Annotated in this window: 18 protein-coding genes; 16 read left to right on the forward strand and 2 right to left on the reverse strand. The window is 54.9% G+C overall.

What is annotated here, in order from left to right; all coding sequences use genetic code 11:
* The first annotated feature begins 105 nt into the window (after nt 1–105).
* Together amrS and fur are read left to right on the forward strand one after the other, a co-directional pair.
* Entirely contained in the window at nt 106–1191 is a 1086-nt protein-coding gene (amrS, locus tag MMC1_RS04565; RefSeq protein ID WP_011712569.1) for an AmmeMemoRadiSam system radical SAM enzyme, read from the forward strand.
* A 183-nt stretch (nt 1192–1374) separates the two neighbouring features.
* The gene (gene fur, locus MMC1_RS04570; RefSeq protein WP_041640800.1) at nt 1375–1809 is read left to right on the forward strand and encodes a ferric iron uptake transcriptional regulator; all 435 of its coding nucleotides are present in this window, start codon (nt 1375–1377) and stop codon (nt 1807–1809) included.
* Between the two features lie 124 nt (nt 1810–1933).
* Here fur and MMC1_RS19600 read toward each other — a convergent pair whose 3' ends face one another.
* Together MMC1_RS19600 and MMC1_RS04585 are read right to left on the reverse strand one after the other, a co-directional pair.
* Nucleotides 1934–4618, reverse strand: a complete 2685-nt coding sequence (locus MMC1_RS19600; RefSeq protein WP_011712571.1) for a hybrid sensor histidine kinase/response regulator — start codon at nt 4616–4618, stop codon at nt 1934–1936.
* 283 nt (nt 4619–4901) lie between these two features.
* Entirely contained in the window at nt 4902–6410 is a 1509-nt protein-coding gene (locus MMC1_RS04585) for a dynamin family protein (protein ID WP_011712572.1), read from the reverse strand.
* 308 nt (nt 6411–6718) lie between these two features.
* On the opposite strand from MMC1_RS04585, the gene gltA reads away from it, so the two are divergent.
* The 14 genes from gltA (at nt 6719) to MMC1_RS04660 (ending at nt 21433) form a co-directional block, all read left to right on the forward strand.
* Nucleotides 6719–8020 (forward strand): citrate synthase, encoded by a 1302-nt coding sequence (gene gltA / locus MMC1_RS04590; RefSeq protein WP_011712573.1) that lies wholly within the window; start codon nt 6719–6721, stop codon nt 8018–8020.
* A 251-nt stretch (nt 8021–8271) separates the two neighbouring features.
* A complete protein-coding gene (gene ilvB / locus MMC1_RS04595; protein ID WP_011712574.1) occupies nt 8272–9966 on the forward strand; it encodes a biosynthetic-type acetolactate synthase large subunit in 1695 nt (564 codons plus the stop codon).
* Nucleotides 9967–9977: 11 nt separating this feature from the next.
* The gene (ilvN, locus tag MMC1_RS04600) at nt 9978–10481 is read left to right on the forward strand and encodes an acetolactate synthase small subunit (RefSeq protein WP_011712575.1); all 504 of its coding nucleotides are present in this window, start codon (nt 9978–9980) and stop codon (nt 10479–10481) included.
* Between the two features lie 180 nt (nt 10482–10661).
* Nucleotides 10662–11678 (forward strand): ketol-acid reductoisomerase, encoded by a 1017-nt coding sequence (gene ilvC, locus MMC1_RS04605; protein ID WP_011712576.1) that lies wholly within the window; start codon nt 10662–10664, stop codon nt 11676–11678.
* Nucleotides 11679–11943: 265 nt separating this feature from the next.
* Nucleotides 11944–12600: a phosphatidylserine decarboxylase family protein gene (locus MMC1_RS04610; protein ID WP_011712577.1), complete on the forward strand. Its 657-nt coding sequence runs from the start codon at nt 11944–11946 to the stop codon at nt 12598–12600.
* 4 nt (nt 12601–12604) lie between these two features.
* A complete protein-coding gene (pssA, locus tag MMC1_RS04615) occupies nt 12605–13408 on the forward strand; it encodes a CDP-diacylglycerol--serine O-phosphatidyltransferase (RefSeq protein ID WP_011712578.1) in 804 nt (267 codons plus the stop codon).
* 123 nt (nt 13409–13531) lie between these two features.
* Nucleotides 13532–15073, forward strand: coding sequence for a 2-isopropylmalate synthase (locus tag MMC1_RS04620; protein ID WP_011712579.1), 1542 nt, complete (start codon nt 13532–13534; stop codon nt 15071–15073).
* A 287-nt stretch (nt 15074–15360) separates the two neighbouring features.
* The gene (locus MMC1_RS04625) at nt 15361–15804 is read left to right on the forward strand and encodes a hypothetical protein (RefSeq protein ID WP_011712580.1); all 444 of its coding nucleotides are present in this window, start codon (nt 15361–15363) and stop codon (nt 15802–15804) included.
* A 258-nt stretch (nt 15805–16062) separates the two neighbouring features.
* Nucleotides 16063–17859, forward strand: a complete 1797-nt coding sequence (gene lepA / locus MMC1_RS04630; RefSeq protein WP_011712581.1) for a translation elongation factor 4 — start codon at nt 16063–16065, stop codon at nt 17857–17859.
* A gap of 3 nt (nt 17860–17862) precedes the next feature.
* Nucleotides 17863–18729, forward strand: coding sequence for a signal peptidase I (gene lepB / locus MMC1_RS04635; RefSeq protein ID WP_011712582.1), 867 nt, complete (start codon nt 17863–17865; stop codon nt 18727–18729).
* Nucleotides 18730–18749: 20 nt separating this feature from the next.
* Nucleotides 18750–19490, forward strand: a complete 741-nt coding sequence (rnc, locus tag MMC1_RS04640) for a ribonuclease III (RefSeq protein ID WP_011712583.1) — start codon at nt 18750–18752, stop codon at nt 19488–19490.
* The gene (gene era, locus MMC1_RS04645) at nt 19483–20394 is read left to right on the forward strand and encodes a GTPase Era (protein ID WP_011712584.1); all 912 of its coding nucleotides are present in this window, start codon (nt 19483–19485) and stop codon (nt 20392–20394) included. The genes rnc and era overlap by 8 nt, the downstream gene beginning before the upstream one ends.
* A gap of 7 nt (nt 20395–20401) precedes the next feature.
* Nucleotides 20402–21130 (forward strand): DNA repair protein RecO, encoded by a 729-nt coding sequence (gene recO / locus MMC1_RS19605; RefSeq protein ID WP_011712585.1) that lies wholly within the window; start codon nt 20402–20404, stop codon nt 21128–21130.
* 123 nt (nt 21131–21253) lie between these two features.
* On the forward strand, nt 21254–21433 hold the full coding sequence (locus MMC1_RS04660; protein ID WP_011712586.1) for a Trm112 family protein: 180 nt from the start codon (nt 21254–21256) through the stop codon (nt 21431–21433).
* The last annotated feature ends 16 nt before the right edge of the window (nt 21434–21449 follow it).

Below are 21449 nucleotides of genomic sequence, written 5' to 3' on the forward strand. Positions count from 1 at the left end.
CCCTGGTGTGTGGGCTGAGTGATCAACGATCATAGGTAAAAATAGCGCAAAAGGTAGAGCTTCGCCAATGGCAATTGCCCTACCCAGTAATGGGAGAAACAAACCATGCAACCAGCAGCACCCCCTTATGTTGGGCGATATTGGCAATGGCATACCGATGGTCGTATGGCGTGTCTGCTCTGCCCCCGGCGCTGCCTGCTGCAAGAGGGACAGCGGGGGCTCTGTTTTGTGCGCCGCCGGGTGGGGGAGCAGATGATCCTGGAGACCTATGGGCGCTCCAGTGGTTTTTGTGTGGACCCTGTTGAAAAAAAACCGCTAAACCATTTTTTGCCCGGTACGCCCATTCTCTCTTTTGGTACAGCTGGCTGCAACCTCACCTGTAAATTTTGCCAAAATTGGCATATGAGCAAATCCAAACAGATGGATGCCTTGGCCGATCAAGCCTCCCCCGAAATGATCGCCCAGGCCGCCGTGGCAACCCAAAGCCGCAGTGTGGCTTATACCTACAACGATCCGGTCATCTTTCTTGAATATGCGGTGGATGTGGCGCAAGCCTGCAAGGCCCATGGGGTGCGCTCGGTAGCGGTGACTGCGGGTTATATTGAGCCTGAACCCGCCGAGGCGTTTTTTCGTCATATGGATGCCGCTAATGTGGACCTTAAAGCCTTTACCGAACGTTTTTACCACAAATTGTGTGGTGGCCATTTAGAGGCGGTTAAAGAGACCCTCATCTACCTAAAACACCATACCGATGTGTGGTTTGAACTGACCACCTTGTTGATCCCCAATGAAAACGATAGCGAGGCCGAGCTCCACGAGATGACCCAGTGGGTGGTGGCCACCTTGGGCGCGGAGGTGCCCATGCACTTTACCGCCTTTCACCCCGATTTTCGTATGCGGAATCAATCCCCCACCCCGGCACATACACTTAGCCGTGCGCGGGCTATCGCCTTGGCGAATGGAGTGCGCTATGCCTATACGGGCAATGTATCCGATGCCGCCGGGGGCAGCAGCTACTGTCACCACTGTGGCATGCAGCTGATTACCCGCAATCGCTATGTGATTAGCCATTGGGGGTTGGACGCCCAAGGCAAATGCCCCCGTTGTGCTACCCCCATGGCGGGCCGGTTTGAAGCCAAACCCGGCCAGTGGGGGGCGAAGCGGCTACCCATTCGATTTCAATCCCAATAGGGTGTGGCGGTGGCCGTGCCCGAAGAGCAAAAGCCACAAGACCGTCATTAAGTGTTAGGTGTAGTTAGAAAGGGTTGTTATTGTTCTTGTTTGGCGGCATAATATACCTCTTTTTACATGTGATGACATCTTATTTGCAAGCTGGCTTCCTAACTATGAATGACCAACCGTATGGATTTTACGATGCGCGATGCTCAGATCAATCAGGAACTAAAAAGTGCTGGGCTTAAAGCCACCGCACCCAGGCGTAAAATTTTAGAGCTGTTCCAGGTTAACGCTGAGAGCCATTGGAGTGCGGAAGATGTCTATAAAAGCCTGCTGGAGAGCGGAGATGATATTGGTCTGGCAACGGTCTATCGGGTTTTAACCCAGTTTGAACAGGCTGGCCTGCTCTCGCGGCACCATTTTGAAGCCGGTAAATCGACCTTTGAGCTCAGCGGTGGCGGCCACCATGACCATTTTGTCTGTCTTAACTGTGGTCATGTGGAAGAGTTTTTTGATCAAGAGATCGAAGACCGGCAAAATATGTTGGCCGCTCAACACGGCTTTAAGGTGAAGGCCCACGCCCTCTACCTCTATGTTGAGTGTACCCGCGAGGCGTGCCCCAATCGCAAATAGGCTTTATCCTCCTGTGGCATCAAAAAAAACGCCCCGTTTTGTGCGGGGCGTTTTTTTGGGGCTGCCTGCCTGCTCCCTTTTAAAACAAGGTGTGGTCGGGCTTTTCCCCAGATTTCCCCCCGGGCTATGGGGTGATGTTGAGGAAATTGCGCACCGCACTGACCACTTGATCCCGCTGTAAGGGTTTGGGTAAAACCACCACCCGTGGTGGTAGTGGCGTGGCGCGGTGTTTGGCGTTGACCTCATCATCCTCACTGGGCTCGCCCAAGAGCACAATGGGGGTGGTGGCATTAACCGTCTCGGCACGACGGATACGCCGTACCTCAGACAACCCCCCGTCGGGCTGGTGGGCGCAATCCATGATGATCACCCCAAAACGGGCCGCCTGCGCATTTTCCAAAAAGCCACAGCTCGCCTGACAGCCATCCAACTCCACCGTGTTAAGCCCCAACTCCTCCAAAATACGCTTTAAAATCATGCGTGCGACCGGGTTGTGGCTGACCAATAAGGCTTGATCAAAAACGGTGGTGGTGGCGCTGTTGGCAAGTGCCTCTTGAGGACGCCACACCTTACGACAGGGTAGTTGAATATGGAAAACACTGCCATGGTCAGGTTCGCTACGCACCTCAATGGTGCCATCCATAACCTCGACCAAGCGCTTGGTAATGGTCAGCCCCAGCCCCACCCCGCCACGTGTCATGGCGGGCATATCCCCTTGATTGAAGGGTTCAAAAATCGCGTGGATCTGCTCGCTGGGAATGCCCACCCCGGTATCGGAAATGACAAAGTGCAAGGTGCCCGTACGCGCTTTGGTCTCCCCTTCATACCAGCAGTTTAGGCTAACCTGTCCCTCGTGGGTAAACTTGATGGCATTGGTTAACAGGTTGGTTAACGCATGGCGTAGCCGTGCGGCATCCAGCATGATTTCAGGAGGCAGGGTAGGGGAGACCTCCACCGCAAACGTTAACTGCTTCTCTTGGCTTTTTAGCTCCATTTCATCATGCAACTCAGTAAGCAGGTGGCTGAGATCACACGGCTCTTCATGAAGATGAAACTGCTCACTCTCCACCCGGGAGAGATCCACCAGATCCTGAATCATGGTGGCCAGATGGGTGGCGCCATCCAAAATATTCTCCAACTGGCGGCCCTGCTTGTCGCTCAGGTTGTTTTCATCTCGAATGAGCTTAACGCACCCTTTGATAATGTTGAGCGGCGTGCGGAACTCATGGGTCATATGGGTGAGGAACTCACTCTTGACTTGGTTGGCCGTCTCGGCGGCGGTGCGGGCGTGCTCAATCTCTTTTTCCAAGGCGATGCGGGCCGAAATGTCCTCTTTAATGGACATAAAGTTGATCACTTTGCCATCGCTGTCACGGATGGGAGAGATGGTGTTTTTCTCCCAATAGCGTTTGCCGTTTTTCTTGCGGTTGCGAAACACCCCTTGCCATGCGCGGCCTTGATTAAGTGTACCCCAGAGATCCCGGTAGGTCTCTCTGGCGGTCTCTCCCGACTTTAACATGCGCGGGTTGCGGCCAATCACTTCATCAGGACGATAGCCGGTGAGACTGACAAACTCCGGGTTAACATAAAGAACGCTACCCTCGGTGTCGGTAATCAGCAGGGCGGTGGGGCTCTGCTCCACCGCTTGGGAGAGCTTGGTTACCTCCGCCTCAATACGTTTGCGTTCCTCAATTTCGCCGCGCAAATTGTCCCGCGTGCGTACCACCTCTTGCATCAACCGTTCAAAGCGGCTCGCCAGGGTGTCCAACTCATCATGGCTACCCTCTTGGGTCAGTGGTGCCCCGAGTTTGTCTTGGGAAAACTCCGAAATGCGTAAGGAAACCCGGCGGATTGTACGGGTCACCCATAACATAATCAAAATCGACGCTAAAATAAGCACAAAGGCCGTGATGGCACGCTGTTGACGTTCGGTAATTAAAATATCTTGGCTGCGCTCTTCGGCCAGTTCACTGGAGATTAAACTGACCATCTCAATCATGGTGCGCGAAGTGCCGCGACCCTCCAGATTAATGTAGGTCTTGCCCGCGATAATATACTCCCGCTCCAGTGCTTTAAGGAGGGTGCCGGGCAGCAGGGTCTGGGGGGCGTTGCTGGCGATAATATGTTCGGGGGAGCCCGTCGCTAGGGCAATAATGCCATTGGAGGGTTGGCTGGCTCCCATATGGCTGGTCATGAAGGTGTCATCTAAGGGGGTCGCGGCGACCAGCAGGCGGTTGGCCTGAGCGCTCTCTACCGGTTCGGTAAAGAGCAGGTAGGGGATGGTATCAATCTCCACCATCATCACCGGTTCTTCGGAGAGACTGCGGTTAAGCGTATCCAGGGTGAGCAGCCCCTTGGGTGGGGGGGCGGTGGTGATGCGGTGATAGATCTCCAGCGCGTGGCCCTTGGCGTTGGTCATCATCAAATAGGGAACAGGCAGTAGAGAGTTGATTAAACTCTGCTCAGGTAGCCACTCGGGGGTGGCATTGTGAATGCGCGGTGTGGTGCGCCCCACCCAACGGGATTGGGGGGTCTGTAGATAGGCGTCCATACGCTGCTGGCCAGCCAGTAGGCTCAAGGCATCCTGGTAGCCGAGCACCTTGCGCTCAAAATCTACCCGGCTATCCAGCGCCCGCTCCCATACCTGGTGCAGTAGCTCATCATGAAAGAGCGCCTTTAAGTGGCCGGTTTGCCAATGGTCCAAAACGCCCCACGTGGCCACCCCAACCAGCAGGGTTGCCAGCAACGTTTTGAAGGTTAGGGAGGTGCGGCGCATCATGCTGCGCAGTGAAGGGGTCTCTTGATCCATGGTCGCCGGTCAATTTACAGTTTGAATGGTAAGGCATGCAGGTCGTTTAAGCCTGGATATAAGTGGAGCGCCACCCCAACCGGGCTGCTGAGGCCCATGCGGCAGGGCCGCGCTCAAACAGGGGTGATGCCCTGCGCGAGCCGTTACAAAAACGCGGTAAAACCGAGATTTTTTTCCCACAAATAGAGGCATTGAGCAACCATCCATGGTGGATGATACGCCCTTTCCCGGCCTGGGCAAATGGCTTTTATGCCAAACCGGGAAAGGGGCGTGTGCGGCGTGGTTAGGCGGTCTCTCCATGACGGTCGCCAAGGATGTCCGGATTTTGCTTATGATCGTGGCCTGATGGGTTGGTAAACTGATCGTTCAGACGCTGCACCAAGGCATCGCTCTCTTTTAAGATGTTTTCCAACTCTTGAATGCGGCGGTTGTTCCATTCGCTGGGGCGCTTGCGTAGTAGGGAGCGGGTGGAGCGGGTGTTAAATTTGAAGATCCGTGCCAGGGTCTCCTGCATCTCCGGTTTTTTCTCCGCTTTAACCGCTTTGGCGCCCACAAATTTGGCCATGAGGTTGCGGATGGTAAAGTGCAGATACCCCCCAATGCCAGCCAGTAATGCCAAAATGGCGATCGAGCCCGCATGAGCAAGTCCATAGCCACCCTCGGGATTGACCCAGCTTAGTTGAGCTGGATTGGGGCCAATCCAGGGCAGTGCGCTGGAGAACATGGCCAACAACACCGCCACCAGCGCCGAACCCAACACGATGGCATCGGTGATCAACACCTTGGTGCGCCACTGGGCCAGGAGGTCGGTGATACGGGGAATGATCTCTTCATGGATAGTGCGGGCTGAAAATTCCAACACACCAATAATGCGGTAGGCGCGCTCCACCTCCACCTGCTGAATGCGCCCCATGATTTGCTGCATATCCTCTTCCCGTTTGCCTTCATAGCGGGCGCGCAAGCTGGGGTCCTCAATGGGTTTGGCGGCATCCTTGTTATAGACTTGGTAAAAGCGCCCAGCGGTCAATCCCGCTTGAGAGAGGGAACGCTGCCAAGCGGCCACCACATCTTCCAGATTATCCTCTTGGGCGGTGCAGTCGATCTGGTTGAGCACAAAGAGAAATTTATTGGAGTCGTGGCGGTGAATGGTGTTGGAGACCAGATGCTCCAGGGTGTCGCGCATGGCACCGGGTTCGGGATGGCGGGCATCAAAAAAGACCAATACCAGATCCGCCAGATCCATAATGTGGTCGGTGATGCGCAGGGTGGAGTTGCGTTGATCATCGGCATCAAACCCCGGCGAGTCGATGATGATTTTACCGCGCAGATTCTCTGAACGGCAGGTCTTGAGTTGCAGGTAGGCATCAATACGGCGCCCTTCACCCTCGACCACCTGATCAATATCCCGGCTAATTTGGTAAAAGGGGAAACGGGGATCTGCATCCAGGGCCAAACCCGGCAGTGTGTGGCTCTCGGCCTCTTTGCTGTAGCAAAGCACAGTAAACTTGTCATCCACCGCCTGATTGCCCGTGCGTTGGAGTTTGTCCCCTAAAAAAGTATTGATAAAGGTGGATTTACCCGCAGAGAAAGTGCCCAACACAGAGATCAACGGCCACCACGGAACCCGTGTGGCATAGGAGTCGTCTGGGTCCAAAATGCCCAATTTATAGGCGATACTGTCTAACTCGCGAAAATGTTTAACAGCTTGAATAAGTACAGGGTTTTCTGCCTGTAGGTGGCTCTCCAGACTGTCGAGTCTGCGTTTTACCAGGGTACTGGGACCTTGCTGCATCTTCCACGCCTCCTTGTTGCATAGGGGACACTTTTTTCGGAAAAAGCTACGCCTTTTAATATGAATGGTGTAGTCTGAATCGGGGTATAGGTCTATTTTATACACCCGGTGCCGTGTCCATTATCATATGGGCTTGTTCCTCACTTGCTAAAAAACAGTGTAAACACATTGAGGTGGGGATTGAATCTCAATTTTTGTTAAATTTTAAAAAGCGGGAGAAGTTTAAACCGGTGGGCCGATGTTCAGTAGCGTGGACGGTACCGCTGAAATCACCTGTCCAGCAACCTATGGAAGAGCGGGGTTGAGTTATGTCTAAGGAAACCATCACCATTCGCGACAATCGTACCGGCAAAGAGGTAGAGCTGCCTATCCAACAGGGAACCGCCGGGCCGCCCGTGGTAGATGTGACCAAATTTTATAAAGATTTTGGTCTGTTTACGCTGGATCCGGGGTTTCGGTCCACGGGCTCTTGCCGCAGTACCATCACCTTTATTGATGGGGATAAGGGTGTTCTGTTGCACCGGGGCTACCCCATTGAGCAATTGGCCGCCAAGAGCTCGTTTTTAGAGGTCTGCTATCTGCTGCTCAACGAAAAGCTGCCCACTAAAGCGGAGTTCGACGATTTTGATGATAAAATCACCCATCATACGATGGTGCATGAGCAGTTGTTGCGCTTTTTTGCGGGCTACCGCCGGGATGCCCACCCCATGGCGATTATGGTGGGGGTCGTGGGGGCGCTGTCGGCTTTTTATCATGATGCGTTGGATATTAGCGATCCTAAACATCGGGAGATTTCGGCCCATCGTTTGATCGCCAAAATCCCCACCATTGCGGCCTGTTCCTACAAATATCACTATGGTCAGCCCTTTGTGTACCCCAACAATAAGATGAGCTATGCAGAGAATTTTCTGAATATGACCTTCAGAACCCCCTGCGACGATGATTTTAAAATAGATCCTCGTTTGGTTAGTGCCATGGATAAAATCTTTATCCTACACGCCGACCATGAACAGAACGCCTCTACCTCTACCGTACGTCTGGCCGGTTCTTCCCGTGCCAACCCCTTTGCGGCGGTTTCTGCGGGCATCAGCGCCCTGTGGGGGCCGGCCCATGGTGGCGCTAACGAGGCGGTTTTGAAAATGTTGGGCGAGATCGGCAGCGTAGAGCGCATTGACGAATACATCGCTAAAGCCAAGGACCCCAACGATCCCTTCCGTTTAATGGGCTTTGGGCACCGCGTCTACAAAAATTATGACCCCCGCGCCGCTGTGCTGAAAGGGGCCTGTCAAGAAGTGCTGGATGCCGTTGGCAAACATGATGAGCCCCTCTTTAAAATCGCCATGAAGTTGGAAGAGATTGCTCTGAATGATGACTATTTCATCAGCAAAAAGCTCTTCCCCAATGTGGATTTTTACTCGGGCATTATTCTTTCGGCCATGGGTTTCCCCACCAATATGTTTACGGTGATCTTTGCGCTGGCTCGTACCGTGGGCTGGGTCAGTCAGTGGAAAGAGATGATCGAAGAGGAGGGACAGGCCATCGGGCGGCCTCGTCAGCTCTATATGGGCGCACCGCAGCGTGACTATGTGCCCATGGATCAACGGGGATAAGCCCACTAAAGTGGTGCTGTAAAACCCACTATTGACAAAGTGGGGTGTAAAATCGCATAGTTCGATATTTACATCCTTTGAGAATCGCGCCCGCCTTCATCACTGGAGGCGGGCGTCTTGTTCACGTCAGGTTGCACCGCGTTTGAGGTCGGGATTGATCGGATTCCGGTTTTTACGGGGTCTCTTCATCTATTGGCCTTGTGCGGGCCTGGGTGGATCGGTATTAAGTTCTTTGCCAAGGGAGTCGAGTCGTGAGATTGACCGGCGCAGAAATCATTGTTCAGTGCCTGCTTGAGCAGGGGGTTAAAACCGTGTTTGGTTACCCCGGTGGGGCCGTGCTGAACATCTATGATGAAATCTATAAGTGTAAGGATCTCCAGCATGTGCTGGGTCGCCATGAACAGGGTCTGCTGCATGCGGCGGATGGTTATGCCCGGGTGACGGGTGAGGTCGGGGTGGCCCTGGTGACGTCGGGCCCTGGTGCGACCAATGCGGTAACGGGTCTGGCAACCGCTTATATGGATTCGATCCCTATGGTCTGCATTACCGGTCAGGTGCCGGTGGCGCTCATTGGGAACGATGCCTTTCAAGAGGCCGACACGGTAGGCATTACCCGCTCCTGTACCAAGCATAACTACTTGGTTAAGGATGTGAAGGATCTGGCGCGGGTGCTGCGGGAGGCCTTTTATATTGCCAGAACCGGGCGTCCAGGCCCGGTGTTGGTGGATATCCCCAAGGACATCACCATCGCGGCGACCGAGTATAGCCCGGCTAAGGGTGAGGTGAGCATTCGCTCCTACAAACCCAGTATTTCGGGCCATACCGGGCAGATCCGTAAGGCGGCGGGGCTTATGGCCAAGGCCAAGCGTCCGCTCTTCTATACCGGTGGAGGGGTAATCCTCTCCAACGCGGCTGAAGAGCTGACCCAACTGGTGCGTAAATTGGGTGCCCCCATTACCAATACGTTGATGGGTTTGGGCGGCTTTCCCTGCACCGATAAGCAGTTTGTCGGCATGTTGGGCATGCACGGTACCTACGAGGCCAACATGGCGGTAAGCCGCTGCGATCTGTTGGTGGCCATTGGGGCGCGCTTTGATGATCGCGTCACCGGTAAAATCTCCCAGTTTGCCCCAGAGGCGAAGATTATCCATCTGGATGTCGACCCCACCTCAATCTCCAAAAATGTGGAGGTGGATGTGCCCATTGTGGGTGACATTAAGACGGTGTTGGGTAAAATGCTCGCCATGATGGAAGATGGTAAATATCAGTCCGAATTGCCCGATCTGGGGGATTGGTGGGCTGAAATTGAGCAGTGGCGGCGCAAAGAGTGTCTAAAATTCACCCAGGGCGACGAGGTGATCGAGGCCCAATATGTGATCCAGAAACTCTATGAGTTGACCAAGGGCAACGCCATTGTGGCCACCGATGTGGGGCAGCACCAAATGTGGGCCGCCCAGTTTTATGGCTTTGAAAAACCCCGTCGTTGGCTTACCTCGGGTGGTTTGGGCACCATGGGTTATGGTCTGCCAGCGGCCATCGGTGCGCAGATGGCTTTTCCCCATGAGACGGTAGTGTTGATTACCGGTGAAAGCTCCATTCAGATGAACATTCAGGAGCTGGCTACCCTCAAGCAGTACAATCTGCCCGTGAAGATTGCCATCCTCAATAACAGCTTTTTGGGTATGGTGCGGCAGTGGCAAGAGCTCTTTTATGAGCGCCGTTATTCTGAGTCGGACATGACGGTTCACCCCGATTTTGTGCAGTTGGCCCAGGCTTATGGCGCCACCGGCATGATGACGGCCCGTCCGGCTGAGGTAAGTGGCATCATTGAAAAGGCGCTGGCCATTGATGGACCGGTATTGATGGATTTTCGGGTCAATCGCGAAGCCAATGTCTATCCTATGGTGCCCGCCGGTGCGGCCCTTAACGAAATGATCCTGCTGTAAGGGGGCGTGTCATGAAACATGTGCTTTCGGTGTTGGTGGAGAATGAAGCGGGTGTGTTGACGCGGGTTTCCGGCCTTTTTTCAGCCCGTGGTTTTAATATTGAGAGTCTCACCGTGGCTCCGGTAGGGGATGGAGAGACCTCCCGCATTACCCTTGTGACCACGGGCGAGGATAATATTATTGAGCAGATCATCAAGCAGCTCCACAAGCTGGTGCCGGTTATTCAGGTTCACGACCTGACCGACCGTTCCCATGTGGAGCGGGAGTTGATGATGGTTAAGGTCGATGCTGAGCGTGAAGTGCGTGCCGAAGTGCTGCGCATTGCCGATATTTTTCGCTCCCGCGTGGTGGATGCCACCCCCAACACCTTTGTGGTTGAGGTGACGGGCAGCAGTGATAAGTTGGATGCCTGTCTTAACCTGCTCACCCCGCTGGGGGTGGTGGAGGTGGTGCGTACCGGCAAGGTCGCCATGGCGCGGGGTCCTAAACGTATGAAGGAAGTTCTCCCTGCATAAGGTGGGGTTAGAGCCATAAGCGGTGGGGGCATGCAACAAACCACCGTCTGGGGCAGGGTCGCCCCGCTGGATTTAGGCCACCCATTGCGGCTGGAGGGTGGTCCCATGTTAATAGAGCCGCACCCTGCCGGGTGCGATACCGGAACAAACCTCGAATAGAGGGCAGAGGAGTCACCTACGATGAAAGTGTATTACGACAGCGACGCAGATTTGGGTCTGATTCAATCCAAAAAAGTGGCCATCATTGGTTATGGTTCCCAGGGGCATGCCCATGCTTTGAACCTGAAAGATTCGGGCGTGGATGTGGTGGTGGGTCTGCGTGCCGGCTCCTCTTCCTGGATGAAAGCAGAGGGTTCTGGTCTGCAAGTTGCTGAAGTAGCCGATGCCGTTGGCGGTGCCGATCTGGTTATGATGTTGGTGCCGGATGAGCATCAAGCCAAGATCTACCGTGAGCAGATTGCCCCCAACCTCAAAGATGACGCCGCGCTGGTGTTTGCCCACGGTTTTAATATTCACTATGGCCAGATTGAAGCCCCTGCGGGGGTGGATGTGTTCTTGGTGGCCCCTAAGGGGCCTGGTCACTTGGTGCGTGCCGAATATCTGCGTGGGGGCGGTGTGCCCAGCCTGGTGGCGATTCATCAAAATGCCACGGGTAAAGCGCTGGATCTGGCCCTCTCTTACGCTTCGGCCAATGGCGGTGGGCGTGCGGGCATCATTGAGACCTCGTTTAAGGAAGAGACCGAAACCGACCTGTTTGGTGAGCAAGCGGTGTTGTGTGGCGGTATTACGGCGCTGATTCAAGCCGGTTTTGAGACCCTGGTGGAAGCCGGCTATGCCCCTGAAATGGCCTACTTCGAGTGTCTGCATGAAACCAAGCTGATTGTGGACCTGATCTATGAGGGGGGCATTGCCAACATGCGCTACTCCATCTCCAATACCGCCGAGTATGGTGATCTGACCCGTGGTCCCCGGGTTATCACCGAAGAGACCAAAAAAGAGATGAAGAAAATTCTGGATGAGATCCAGACCGGTGAGTTCCCCCGTGAGTGGATCTCTGAGAACATCTCTGGCCGTCCCAAATTCTTGGGTCTGCGCCGCCGGGGCGAGGCCCACCAGATTGAGCAGGTGGGTGCCAAGTTGCGCGCCATGATGCCTTGGATTCAAGCCAGCAAGCTGGTGGATAAGGCGAAAAACTAAGCCGTAAGGCTGGGTTTGTGGGGTAGGGGCGTTCGCGCAAGGGTGCGAACGCCCTTATTTTTTCCACAGCTGGGTGAAAAATGGTGCTTAACCCGAGTTTCCCCTTGCTCCATAACCTGTAAGGGTGAAAACTGTGGCCCATAGCATGAGCGCTTTGCGGGCAAAGGGTTAGGTGGGGTTGTTTGCTCCGTTAAGTCAACTGGCCTGCAAGCAGTTGTGGCGGTATCAACCGTGAGCCTACGGGACTTTATAAGGAAGAATCAGCATGGAAAAGAGTGGCCTGGTCGCAAAAGAGGGCTATCCCTTTATGGCGATCTTTATCGGGGTTGCAGCGGTGAGTTCGGCGCTCAGTTGGTATGGCATTGTGCAGTTCGTATTATGGGTGTTGGCTGGCTGGTGCATCTGGTTTTTTCGCGATCCAGAGCGCCATAGCGACGCCCCTGAAGATGCGGTAATCGCCCCGGCCGATGGTCGGGTGGTGGCCATTCGTGAGATGGAAAAGGGGCCGCTGACCGATGAGCCGGTGCGCATGGTCTCGATTTTTATGAATGTGTTTAATGTGCATGTCAACCGGGCACCCATTGCGGGTACGGTGACTAAAATCAGCTATCATCCGGGCAAATTCGTCAACGCAGATCTGGATAAAGCCTCCATTGAGAACGAGCGCAACGTGTTGTTGATGGAGAGCCCAGCCGGGGTAAAAATGGCCTTTCAGCAGGTGGCGGGCTTGGTGGCGCGGCGCATTGTGTGTCGTATTAACGAGGGCACCGTGTTGCAGCGGGGCGAGCGTTTTGGTTTGATCCGCTTTGGTTCGCGTGTGGATCTGTTTTTTCCCATGGATGCGGAGATCTCCGTGAAGTTGGGTGAGATGACGCACTCTGGGGTAACGCAGATGGGACGGCTTAAAGGTAAAGAGAGCTAAGAGCATGGGTGATAGTGAGGCAGTCAAGTCCAAGAGAGCGGTCTATATTCTTCCCAATCTCTTGACCACGGGGGGGATGTTTTTTGGTTTTTACAGCATCATTGCGGCCCTGACAGGGCGCTTTGAGTTGGGTGCCATAACCATCTTTATTGCGGCGGTGTTTGATGCGCTGGATGGTCGCGTGGCGCGGGCTATGGGGGCGACCTCGGCGTTTGGTAAAGAGTATGACTCGTTGGCGGACTTTCTCTCTTTTTGCATTGCCCCCGCTATTTTGGTGCAGCAGTGGGCGTTGGACCCCTTTAACCGGGTCGGTTGGGCGGCGGCTTTCTTTTATACGGTGTGTGGGGCGCTGCGTCTGGCACGCTTTAATGTGCAGCACTATGTGCAGGAGTCCCGCATCTCCAAACGCTATTTCCAGGGCTTGCCCAGCCCCATGGCGGCCATGGTGATGGCAGGTATGGTGCTGTTGTTGCTGGATTGGGATCTGCTGACGGTGGCCGATGAGGGGCGCAAAACAGCAGGTAGTTGGGTGGTTTTGGGGGTGGTATTGGTGATGGGCGGCTTGATGGTGAGCTCCATTCGTTTTCGCAGCTTTAAAGACTTTAGCCTGCACCGAAAAAAGCCCTTTATGACCTTGGTGGCGGTGGTGGCCTCCATCACGTTGCTGACCATGCACACCAATACCACCCTGTTTGTGGTGATGGTGGGTTATCTGTTGCTGGGCATCCACAGCCACAAAGAGTATTTGGCGCTGTTGGCTGAGGGTAAAGAGGTGGAAGAGGATGAGGTGGAAGATTTGAGCGTGTAAATGGGGCAAACAGACGGGCCAGCTTGCGCCCCCCCCATGCCATGCGTTTTGTTATTGTGAGATCCACCCAACGGAGTGGGTTGTTACCATCGTGTATGTAATCGCCAAATAGAGGCCATGAAGATGTCTGAAAATCGCATTGTAATCTTTGATACAACCTTGCGGGATGGTGAACAGTCTCCCGGTTGCTCCATGAATGTGGAAGAGAAACTGCGTATTGCCAGACAGCTTGAGCGGCTTAAAGTGGATGTGATCGAGGCGGGTTTTCCCATTGCCTCCCCCGGTGATTTTATTGGGGTAAAAACCGTCGCGGATACCATTAAGGAGTGTCAGGTTGCGGGTCTCTGTCGTGCGAAAGATACCGATATTGATCGCGCCTGGGAGGCCCTACAGGGTGCGGTCGATCCCCGTATTCACACCTTTATTGCCACCAGTCCCATCCATATGCAGCATAAATTGCGCATGGAACCCGACGAGGTGATTGAGGCGGCGGTGGCGGCGGTTAAACGGGCCAAGTCCCACACCAGCAATGTGGAGTGGTCGGCGGAGGATGCGGGACGTACCGAGCCAGATTTTCTGTGCCGGATTGTCGAAGCGGTGATTGCGGCGGGGGCTACCACGGTTAATATTCCCGATACGGTGGGTTACACCTTGCCCCACGAATATGGGGAGCGTATTCGCACCCTCTGTGAGCGGGTGCCCAATATTCATAAGGCGATCATCTCGGTACACTGCCACAACGATTTGGGCTTGGCGGTGGCCAACTCGCTCTCGGCGGTGATCAATGGGGCGCGGCAGGTGGAGTGTACCATCAATGGTTTGGGGGAGCGGGCGGGCAATGCCTCGTTGGAAGAGGTGGTGATGGCCCTGCGCACCCGCAAGGATATTTTACCCTACAGCTGTGGGGTGGATACCACCGAGATTATGCGCAGCTCTAAACTGGTCTCCTCGGTGACGGGTTTTCCGGTGCAGCCCAATAAAGCCATTGTGGGGGCCAATGCCTTTGCCCATGAGTCGGGTATTCATCAAGATGGTGTGCTGAAAAAGGCCGATACCTACGAGATTATGACCCCCGCCTCGGTGGGGTTGAGCACCAACCGTATGGTGCTGGGTAAACATTCGGGACGGCACGCCTTCAAAGAGCGGCTGAAGAGTTTGGGCCACGATCTGGACAATGAACAACTCAAGCGTGCCTTTGAACGCTTTAAGGAGTTGGCCGATAAAAAGCATGAGCTGTTTGATGAAGATCTGGAAGTGCTGGTGGATGAAGAGATGTACCGGCATTTTGGCGCCTATTATAAACTGACACGGCTACATGTGGCGAGTGGTACGCGGGATACGCCGGTGGCGGTGGTTCAGGTTGAGTATAATGGCGAAGAGAGCATGCACAGCGCCTGGGGCAAGGGCTCGGTGGAGTCGGTCTTTAATGCGCTGCGTAAATTGATTCCCGAGGCCGCCGAGGCTGAGGTGCTGCTCTATCAGGTGCGGGCGGTGACCGAGGGGATTGATGCCCAGGGTGAGGTGACGGTGCGTTTGCGTTTGGGCGAATCCATTGTGCAGGGGCAGGGGGCGGATACCGATATTATTATTGCTTCGGCCCATGCCTTTATCAACGCCCTGAACAAGGCGGCTTATCAGCGGCATAAGCCGGGTAAAGGGGTTTAAGGGGCGGATGGGGCCTGACGGAACCCTTTGTTTGGTGGCGCTGAAGGGCGGGTTTGAGTGGTTGTCGTCTGGTTTGTCTCAGCGTGCGTAAGTAAACGTTGTGGTGTGGGGGGCGTGCAACTTGTGGGGTGTCCACGGCATAAGTTATGACCGAGGGCAACCGAGACATTGGACAGTTACCCGCGCCCCTGTTACGATAAGTTGGCACACTGCTTGATCTGTAATAGGATAAGGTACCGCTAAATGGGGCCGAACCTGGATCAAATTGCCCAGTAAGGGAGATGAACATGAGCATCCGTCGCGTTGATAAACCGGGCGCTTCTGTGTCCACGACGGCTACCCGACGTACCGGCCAGCGTGGCGCGGTGTCAGGGGCAAAATTTACCGAAGCGCTGGATAGTGCCCAGGTTGCCGCTGTGAATGGGATTGATGAGGTCAATGCTGCCGAGGCTGTGGAACAGGTTGAGCAGATCTCAGACCAGACCAAGCATCGCCAGCTTAAACAGGCCGATGAGGTGTTGGATAGCCTGTGCGCCTTGGAGAAAGAGCTGCATAACTCCGCCGCTCAGGGGGATGATGGGGTGATGGAGCGTCTACGGGAAACCCGTGATGAGGCGTTGCGTAACCTGACCGAAGAGACCCGTGGTGGTGAAGAGCGGGAACTGCTGCACCGTACCGCTGTGCTGGCCACGGTGGAGTTGGCAAAAAAGGACCGGGGCGACTATCACTAGCCCCTGTGGTGCCGCTGGTTTGCCGATTTGTCCATGAAATTGAAGAGCCGCTGTCGATACTAGGTGACGACAGCGGCTTTTTTTTATATGATGCTCCGATTGTGCTCCTGTCGGGAGTGGGTCGGTATGGGGGTGGCCGCTGGTGAGTGGTTAACCGTCCTTTGACCAACCGCTTCTAAGTCCTACTCGGCTCTAGGCACCCTGCGCGGTGTTGGTCGGGTCTCTGTTCAACCTCTGTTTGGCCTGTGACGACCCAATATGTCGTTGGATCATATACGCAACTTCTCCATCATTGCCCACATTGACCATGGTAAAAGTACCCTGGCCGACCGCTTGATTCAGTTTACCGGCGCCCTAAGCGAACGGGATATGAAAGAGCAGGTACTCGATAGCATGGATATCGAGCGCGAACGGGGGATCACCATCAAGGCGCAGTCGGTTCGACTGAACTATAAAGCCAAAGATGGCAAAACCTATGTGCTCAATCTCATCGACACCCCTGGACATGTGGATTTTACCTACGAAGTCTCCCGCTCCTTGGCCGCCTGTGAGGGGGCCTTGCTGATTGTGGATGCCGCCCAAGGGGTTGAGGCGCAGACCATGGCCAACGTCTATCTGGCGTTGGAACATGATCTGGAGATTATTCCGGTACTCAACAAGATCGACCTGCCCTCGGCCGAACCCGAACGGGTGCGCGAGCAGATTGAAGAGGTGATCGGTCTGGATGCCAGTGAGGCGATTTTGGCCTCGGCCAAGTCGGGCATTGGTATTGAAGAGATCCTGGAAGCCATTGTGAAACGGGTGCCGCCCCCTAAGGGGGATCTGGATGCCCCCGCTAAGGCGCTGGTAGTGGACTCTTGGTACGATAACTATCTGGGGGTGGTCTCCCTGGCGCGGGTCTATGATGGCGTGCTCAAGGCGGGTGAAAAAATTCGCTTTATGGGGGTGGGCATGGACTACCCCTTGGACAATGTGGGCTTTTTAACCCCCGTATTGACCAAAGTGGCCGAGCTCAAGGCGGGCGAAGTGGGGTGTATCATGGCGGGCATTAAAAAGCTCTCCGATGCACGGGTGGGGGATACCATCACCACGGTACGGCGGCCCTGTGCCAGCCAACTACCCGGCTTTCAACCGGCCAAATCCATGGTGTTTGCAGGTCTCTACCCGGTGGATTCCGCCGATTATGAAGATCTGAAAGATGCCTTAGAAAAGCTTGCCATCAACGATGCCTCCCTCAACTATGAGGTAGAGACCTCGCCCGCGCTGGGTTTTGGCTTTCGCTGCGGTTTCTTGGGCATGCTGCACATGGAGATCATTCAGGAGCGTTTGGAGCGGGAGTTTGACCTGGATCTGGTCACCACCGCGCCAACGGTGGTCTATCGGGTTAAACAGACCGATGGTCAGATCATGGATATACGCAGCCCCGGTGATCTGCCACCCACCACCAAGCGGGAGTATATTGAAGAGCCCTACATCCTAGCCAATATCATGGTGCCCGCTGAGTATATGGGGCCGGTCATGCAGCTTTGCACCGACCGCCGTGGTACCCAAAAAGATATGAGCTATATCTCGGATACACGGGTAATGGTGCAGTATGAGATGCCCATGTCGGAAGTGGTGATGGATTTCTTTGACCGCTTAAAGTCCATGACCAAGGGTTATGCCTCGCTGGATTACCATCTGCTGGACTATCGGATGAGCGATCTGGTTAAGCTGGACATCCTCATTAATGGTGATCCGGTGGATGCCCTAAGTGTCATTGTTCACCGTAACATCAGCCAGTATCGGGGCCGTGAGCTGGCCAAAAAAATGAAAGAGCTGATCCATCGCCAAATGTTTGATGTGGCGGTGCAGGCCTGTATTGGCGGTAAAATCATTGCCCGTGAAACGGTTAAGGCACTGCGTAAAAACGTCACCGCCAAATGTTATGGGGGGGATATTACCCGTAAACGTAAGCTGTTGGAAAAGCAGAAGGCGGGTAAAAAACGCATGAAGCAGGTCGGCAAGGTGGAGATTCCCCAAGAGGCCTTCCTGGCCGTATTGAAAGTGGATTGAGTTATGGTAAAGCGGCAACGTAAACATCTGTGGCACGGCGCCCTGTTTATGCTGACTGGCCTGTTTATGCTGGGTGGCTACGTGGTGGTGGGTCCAGATGGTGGCAAGGTGGTGGAGCAGTTTCACCTGTGGACAGCGGTGGCGGTGGTGCTGATCCTGGGTGGCGGCGTCATGATGTTGCGGGGCCGTCGCTGGTTTGAAAAAGAGAGCGTGGCACTGGAATACTATGATGCCATCGTGGTGGCCTTGGGCTTTGCCCTGCTGATCCGCACCTTTGTGATCGAGCCCTTTAAAATTCCGTCGGGCTCGATGATCCCTACGCTATTGGTGGGGGACTATCTGTTTGTCAACAAATTTGCCTATGGTTACCGCATTCCCTATACCCAAAACCGGATTTTAATGGGGGATGGCCCGCAGCATGGCGATATTGTGGTATTTAAGTTCCCGATGGATCCTTCCAAGGATTACATTAAGCGCATTGTGGGCTTGCCGGGGGATCGTATTGCCTATGAAAATAAGCGCCTGTATGTCAATGGCAAACCGTTGGATTATAAAATAGCGGGCGAATACAGCTATCTTAATGAGTACGAGCGCCGCATTGATACCCTCGGTTTGCAGGAAAATAATGGGGAGCGCAGCTATCGGGTGTTGATTCAACCCAATGTGCCCTCGGCCTTTCCCATGGAGCAGGTGGTGCCAGAAGGCCACTATTTTGCCATGGGCGATAACCGCGACAACAGTAACGATAGCCGCTACTGGGGTATGGTGCCCGCCTTCCGTCTCGTCGGTCGAGCCACCCGTCTGTTTTGGTCTTGGGATCATGTGGAGGGGCGGGTTCGCTTTGACCGAGTAGGCGACGCCATCCGCTAACAAGAGTCCAAGGTGTCCTCATGAATGCCCAGCGCGAGCCATCCGGCCTGGAGAGATTGGAGCAGGCGCTCGACTACCGCTTTACTCAGTCTGACTTGCTGCAACTGGCGCTTACGCACCGCTCCGCTCCGCTGGATGGTTCCAAAGCGGGCGAGGTGGTGGCCACGACCCACAACGAACGTCTGGAGTTCCTCGGCGATTCGGTATTGAACCTGATTGTTTCCCATCGGCTCTATAAACGCTTTGGTGAGGTTCCCGAAGGGCAGCTTTCCCAATGGCGCGCCATGCTGGTTAATACCCGTTCCCTGAGTGAGGTGGCTAAAGATCTGGAGCTGGGCCGCTATCTGCGTATGGGGCGGGGTGAGGCCAAAAGCGGCGGGCGTGAGAAATATTCTATCCTGGGTAACGCCCTTGAGGCGCTGTTGGGGGCGATCTATCTGGATGGGGGATTTGAGGCGGCGGAGAGGGTGGTGGACCGCCTCTTTGCCCATCAGGTCGCCGGCATTGAGCCTGAACAGCAGGGGAAGGATTATAAAACCCTGCTGCAAGAGTATCTACAAGCCCGTGGTGAAGCGCTGCCGATCTATGCGGTGCTCAGTGCCGAGGGGCCACCCCACGAACGGGTGTTTGTGGTCTCTTGCCATCCCCGTGAGCAACTGTGCGGTCACGGGCAGGGGCGTTCCAAACGAGAGGCGGAGCAGCACGCCGCCCAACAGGCCCTTGAGCTGCTGATAGAGAGTGAGAACGAACACCATGACTGATACCTTCCGCTCCGGTTTTGTGGCCATTGTTGGCCGTCCCAATATGGGCAAATCCACCTTTCTTAATCGGGTGATGGGGCAGAAGCTTGCCATCGTCAGCCCCAAGCCCCAGACCACCCGCACCCGCGTGTTGGGGGCGCTTAACCGGGACAACTGCCAAATCGTCTTTTTAGACACCCCAGGCATTCATAAAGCGGGGAAAAACCTGCTCAATCGCGCCATGGTGCAGACCGCCATGCAGAGCTGCCAGGAGGTGGATGCGGTACTCTACTTTGTAGATGCCCAGCGCGGGGTGACAGAGGGTGATTTGGAAATTGTGCAGCGTCTGCCCCGAGGAGAGGCGCCCATTTATTTGATTATCAACAAGGTTGATCAAATTCCTCAAGAGAGTCTGCTACCACTGCTGGCCAAAGCAGGGGAGAGCGGCTTGCCCTTTGATGAGGTTATTCCCATCTCTGCCCTAGAGGGCAGCAATGTGGATTATTTGGTGGGGTTGTTGGATGCCAAGATGGTTGAGGGTCCCCGCTATTTTCCAGAGGGTATGGTTACGGACCAGCCCGAGCGCTTTATTGCCGGGGAGATCGTGCGGGAGAAGCTGTTTTTAAACCTGCAACAAGAGCTACCCTACGCCCTGGCGGTGCAGGTGGAGCACTATGAAGAGCGGGAGAGTGGCGCGCTGGAGTTTCACGCCCTGATCATCGTCCATCGGGATAGCCATAAGGCGATGGTCATTGGCAAGCAGGGGGCGATGTTGAAAAAAATCGGTTCTGCGGCTCGTTATGAGCTGGAACGGCTGTTGGGCTGTAAGGTGATCCTCAAGTGCTGGGTTAAGGTAAAAAAAGATTGGATGGATAACCGCCAACTGTTGCAGGAGTTTGGTTATCCCGACGATCTGCGCGAGTAGTGTAGCCATGGCGCAAACGGGTGTGCAGCCGGCGATTATACTGCGGCGGATTCCCTTTCGAGACAGCTCCTTGGTGGTGAGCTTGTTTACCCAGGATCACGGGGTGCGTGCGGTGATGGCGCGGGGGGCGCGCAAAGGTTCAAAAACCCTGCCCCGGGGGGATCTGGCCGGTTATCATACCCTTGGTGTGCAATTGGGGGGGCGTGAGGGGCAGAATATGCTGACCTTGCGCAGTGCGGAGATTCTGCAACCCCGGCACGGCTTATTACACCAACGGGTGGGCAGCAGTGCCGCCCAGTTGATGTTGGAGCAGGTCTACCGCCTGTTGCCGGTGGAGGATGCCAACCCCAAGCTGTTTGGCGCCTTGCAAGAGGCGTTGGACCGGTTGGAGGCGGGTGAAGCGGCGTTAGAGGTGGTGGGTTTATGGCAGGGCTTTTTGTTGCATAATTTGGGCTTTGGCTGGCAGGTGGCGCATTGCGCCGGGTGTGGTGGGGAAACGGATTTACGCTTTTTTTCCACCAAGCGCAATCAGACGGTGTGCGCCCCTTGCGGTACGCCCCATCGCCACCGGTTGTTGCCCTTGCCTGAAGGGGTGCTGGCTGTGATGCGGGGGCAGCCCGGCGGTGCGGCCGACCAAGCCGAATTGGTGATGTTGACCACTGCCCTACTGGCACAGCATGGTGAAAAGGTATTGCATGCCCAGCAGCCCTTTTTTAGGGCTGTGGGGCTTGCCTAGCTCGGCCTCTAAGTGGGGGCGTGGCTGAGTGGATAGGCACCCAAGTGGGCAAGGGGCTAGCGTTGTGGTGAGTTGGTGGGCACCGTTGGGTGCCTTTGAATTGTTGTAAAAGGAGCAAGTTCTATGTTGGATAAGCAGCTTTTGGATATTCTGGTCTGCCCGGTCTGCAAAGGAACATTAAGTGTGGATAAAGGGCACACCGAGCTGGTGTGTGATAAGGATAAATTGGCCTTTCCTGTGCGGGACGACATCCCGGTTATGCTGATGGAAGAGGCTCGAAAATTAGAGGCGGATGATGCTTGACCAACCTCCTAGTACA

The organism is Magnetococcus marinus MC-1, assembly GCF_000014865.1.
Classification (GTDB): domain Bacteria; phylum Pseudomonadota; class Magnetococcia; order Magnetococcales; family Magnetococcaceae; genus Magnetococcus; species Magnetococcus marinus.

What these genes read in the sequence shown, in the direction of transcription:
- amrS (WP_011712569.1), top strand. Translation starts at nt 106, where the DNA reads ATGCAACCAGCAGCACCCCCTTATGTTGGGCGATATTGGCAATGGCAT.
- fur (WP_041640800.1), top strand. Translation starts at nt 1,375, where the DNA reads ATGCGCGATGCTCAGATCAATCAGGAACTAAAAAGTGCTGGGCTTAAA.
- MMC1_RS19600 (WP_011712571.1), bottom strand. Translation starts at nt 4,618, where the DNA reads ATGGATCAAGAGACCCCTTCACTGCGCAGCATGATGCGCCGCACCTCC.
- MMC1_RS04585 (WP_011712572.1), bottom strand. Translation starts at nt 6,410, where the DNA reads ATGCAGCAAGGTCCCAGTACCCTGGTAAAACGCAGACTCGACAGTCTG.
- gltA (WP_011712573.1), top strand. Translation starts at nt 6,719, where the DNA reads ATGTCTAAGGAAACCATCACCATTCGCGACAATCGTACCGGCAAAGAG.
- ilvN (WP_011712575.1), top strand. Translation starts at nt 9,978, where the DNA reads ATGAAACATGTGCTTTCGGTGTTGGTGGAGAATGAAGCGGGTGTGTTG.
- ilvC (WP_011712576.1), top strand. Translation starts at nt 10,662, where the DNA reads ATGAAAGTGTATTACGACAGCGACGCAGATTTGGGTCTGATTCAATCC.
- MMC1_RS04610 (WP_011712577.1), top strand. Translation starts at nt 11,944, where the DNA reads ATGGAAAAGAGTGGCCTGGTCGCAAAAGAGGGCTATCCCTTTATGGCG.
- pssA (WP_011712578.1), top strand. Translation starts at nt 12,605, where the DNA reads ATGGGTGATAGTGAGGCAGTCAAGTCCAAGAGAGCGGTCTATATTCTT.
- MMC1_RS04620 (WP_011712579.1), top strand. Translation starts at nt 13,532, where the DNA reads ATGTCTGAAAATCGCATTGTAATCTTTGATACAACCTTGCGGGATGGT.
- MMC1_RS04625 (WP_011712580.1), top strand. Translation starts at nt 15,361, where the DNA reads ATGAGCATCCGTCGCGTTGATAAACCGGGCGCTTCTGTGTCCACGACG.
- lepA (WP_011712581.1), top strand. Translation starts at nt 16,063, where the DNA reads ATGTCGTTGGATCATATACGCAACTTCTCCATCATTGCCCACATTGAC.
- lepB (WP_011712582.1), top strand. Translation starts at nt 17,863, where the DNA reads ATGGTAAAGCGGCAACGTAAACATCTGTGGCACGGCGCCCTGTTTATG.
- rnc (WP_011712583.1), top strand. Translation starts at nt 18,750, where the DNA reads ATGAATGCCCAGCGCGAGCCATCCGGCCTGGAGAGATTGGAGCAGGCG.
- era (WP_011712584.1), top strand. Translation starts at nt 19,483, where the DNA reads ATGACTGATACCTTCCGCTCCGGTTTTGTGGCCATTGTTGGCCGTCCC.
- recO (WP_011712585.1), top strand. Translation starts at nt 20,402, where the DNA reads ATGGCGCAAACGGGTGTGCAGCCGGCGATTATACTGCGGCGGATTCCC.
- MMC1_RS04660 (WP_011712586.1), top strand. Translation starts at nt 21,254, where the DNA reads ATGTTGGATAAGCAGCTTTTGGATATTCTGGTCTGCCCGGTCTGCAAA.